The following is a 2,553-nucleotide window of genomic DNA, read 5'->3' on the forward strand; positions in this document are numbered from 1 at the left end:
TTGAGCCCGTAAAGCCCACACCGCAGGGCCACGAGAAATATTCAGTACCCGTTTTTGCAAATAGGTACGGTCGGCCATTTTGCCAATTTCCCCCCCCAAAGCATCGACTTCATGGACGAGTTGGGACTTAGCAGGGCCACCAACAGCCGGGTTACAAGGTTGCCAAGCGATTTTATCCAGGTTAAGAGTCAATAGCAAGGTACGACATCCCAACCGCGCGGAAGCCAGTGCCGCCTCACAGCCTGAATGTCCCGCACCGACAACAACAATGTCAAATTCATCTAAAAATTCTACTGAGGATGTTAGGGTCATAGGTTAGGTTAAGGTTTTATAGACTTATTTTTTAATTTTAGCGGTTAAAATTAATATCATCTTAGGCTAAGGTTTCCATCAAGTTCAAGGGGAGTTAAAAATGACTAACGTTGATGTTACCGAAATTCAAGGGAATTTTTCAGAACTTTTGAGTCGTGTTGAACAGCAGGGCGAGAAAGTTGTGATTGAGCAAAATGGTCAAGCGGTTGCTGTTTTAATCAGTTATGAGGAATTAAAACGATTGCAAGAATTAGAATTTGTAAAATATATTGATCAAAGTAGTAATAAGTCAGAAAATTATCAAGAATTAGTAACATTAGAAGATGTCATTCAAGGTTACAATGCTTTGCATGGCACTGATTTAACTTTAGAAAATATTATCAATGACTGAACGTTACGCCATCCGCTTGACTAAATCGGCGGAGAAAGACTTGTATGATTTACCCCCAAAGCAATTTAAGCAGGTGGTGAAGAAAATTTTTTCTTTACAAGCAAATCCCATCCCCCAAGATTGTAAAATGTTACAAGGGTATTCTGGTAATTATCGGGTTGATCAAGGTGAGTTTCGGATTCTCTACTGGATTATTGAAGGTGAGATTCGCATCTTCAAAGTGGGAAAACGGAATGATGATGAAGTTTACCGAAACTTATAACTTTGAGGAAATTTACAGAGTCCATACTTCTTTGATTTTAGTCGTTAACACCCAAAGTATTTGTCAAGTTAAAATTAATTAAATGGGTTATTGTATGTCTGAAGTTAAAAATCATCCGATTGAGCCCTCGGTTGCAGCACTAAAAAAGTTAGTGTCCTCTATTCCTGATTGGGTTCCTTATCAACAGGAAATGGACAAATATTTAGATGAACTTCTTCATTTGATCCTAGAAATGCGTCCTCCTCGTATCATGGTTGTGGGTCGTTGTAAGTCCGGTAAATCATCTCTAATTAATGCTATTTGTGGAAGAAAAGTAGCTGAGGTAAGTATGATTCAGCCTCAAACTGGACAGGCTCAATGGAAAAAATACTATAATCAGTATGATGGTCGTGAAATTATTCATATTTTAGACACAAGAGGTCTTCAAGAAAATAAAGATCCTCTTGAGAAAGATTCAGCAGGAACTCCACTTAAAAGTATTTTGAATGCTGTGAATCAATATCCTCCTGATTTAATTATCTTTCTTTGTAAAGCCAGTGATGTTAATGTAGGAGTTAAAGAAGATTTAGAAGCTCTTGATGAAGTATATCAAGTAATTTATAAAAAATATTCTCGCAAAATTTGTTTAATTGGTGTGTTGACCCATTGTGATCAGTTAGTCTACGGCTCCAAGTGGGAGAAACTGGATGATCCAGCTAAACTTAAACTGACGGAACCCTCCGCGAAATCTTTATGGAATCATCTAGTTTTGTACAAAAATTGCAAAGCTCATTTTGAGAGATCTATTGATATTAAAAATGATGTTGTTCCTACTGTTACTTATGCGGAGTATTATGAAGGAGAAGGTGCGGAAATAGATCCAGAGTTCGATGGAAGATGGAATATTGAAACCTTAGTTAAAGAGATGCTTAAATATCTTCCCATAGAAACAACCCCCTCGATTGCAAGAACATCAAAAATCAAAGACTTTCAACGTAAGCAAGCTATTAGTGTAGTTGATATTTGTTCTGCTTTGTCTGGAGTGATTAGTGCGAATCCGATTCCGGGAGTTTCATTCCCAATTATTGGAGCTATTCAAACAATTATGGTAATGTCTATTGGATACTTAAGTGGACTTGATTTTTCAGAAGAAACAGCAGCAAACTTTATAGCAACAGCAGGCACAGGTTTAGGTGCTAATTGGGTATTAAGTACACTGAGTGGAGAATTTGCTAAACTTATACCTGGCGTTGGTAGTGTAATTTCCGTAGCAAATAATACTGTGGCAACTAAGGCGGTAGGAGAGCTAGCAATTAAAATTTTTATTGATCAAGAGACTCCTGAAAAATAAAAAAGATTTATCCTAAAATAACAACTGCCCTAATGCACATTAAGGCAGTTGTTATTATTAACTTTAAAATATCACAAAACATTGAAGACTGCATAGAGAATCAGAAGACAAGAGTAGAGGTCAAGCCCTCGGTCTGTTAGTGTGTCTCGGCTGCATCCATCGCTGGACTTCGACCTAACACCTATAAACGGGTGTTCTGCCCGTGACCTTACCTGGTTAACCCAGAGAGAGCAATCATCTTGAGGTGGGCTTCCCACT

General features: G+C 38.0%; 4 protein-coding genes and 1 rRNA gene. 3 read left to right on the forward strand and 2 right to left on the reverse strand.

Annotation, left to right across the window (positions count from 1 at the left end; translation table 11 throughout):
* Positions 1-312, reverse strand: a 312-nt coding sequence (locus ACKPEB_RS12715) for an FAD-dependent oxidoreductase (protein WP_408965300.1), incomplete at its 3' end; no start/stop codon positions are given.
* A gap of 100 nt (positions 313-412) precedes the next feature.
* Here ACKPEB_RS12715 and ACKPEB_RS12720 point away from each other — a divergent pair.
* From ACKPEB_RS12720 to ACKPEB_RS12730, 3 genes are all read left to right on the forward strand, one after another.
* Complete coding sequence (locus ACKPEB_RS12720) at positions 413-703, forward strand: type II toxin-antitoxin system Phd/YefM family antitoxin (protein ID WP_408965301.1); 291 nt, start codon at positions 413-415, stop codon at positions 701-703.
* Positions 696-965 carry a type II toxin-antitoxin system RelE family toxin gene (locus ACKPEB_RS12725; RefSeq protein ID WP_408965302.1) on the forward strand — a complete coding sequence of 90 codons (270 nt, stop codon included), beginning with the start codon at positions 696-698 and terminating at the stop codon, positions 963-965. The genes ACKPEB_RS12720 and ACKPEB_RS12725 overlap by 8 nt, the downstream gene beginning before the upstream one ends.
* A gap of 94 nt (positions 966-1,059) precedes the next feature.
* Complete coding sequence (locus ACKPEB_RS12730; protein WP_408965303.1) at positions 1,060-2,295, forward strand: GTPase; 1,236 nt, start codon at positions 1,060-1,062, stop codon at positions 2,293-2,295.
* Between the two features lie 116 nt (positions 2,296-2,411).
* Here ACKPEB_RS12730 and ACKPEB_RS12735 read toward each other — a convergent pair.
* Positions 2,412-2,553, reverse strand: a 23S ribosomal RNA gene (locus ACKPEB_RS12735); the annotation flags it as partial.

It is taken from the genome of Planktothrix sp. (assembly GCF_046067725.1).
Lineage (GTDB): Bacteria > Cyanobacteriota > Cyanobacteriia > Cyanobacteriales > Microcoleaceae > Planktothrix.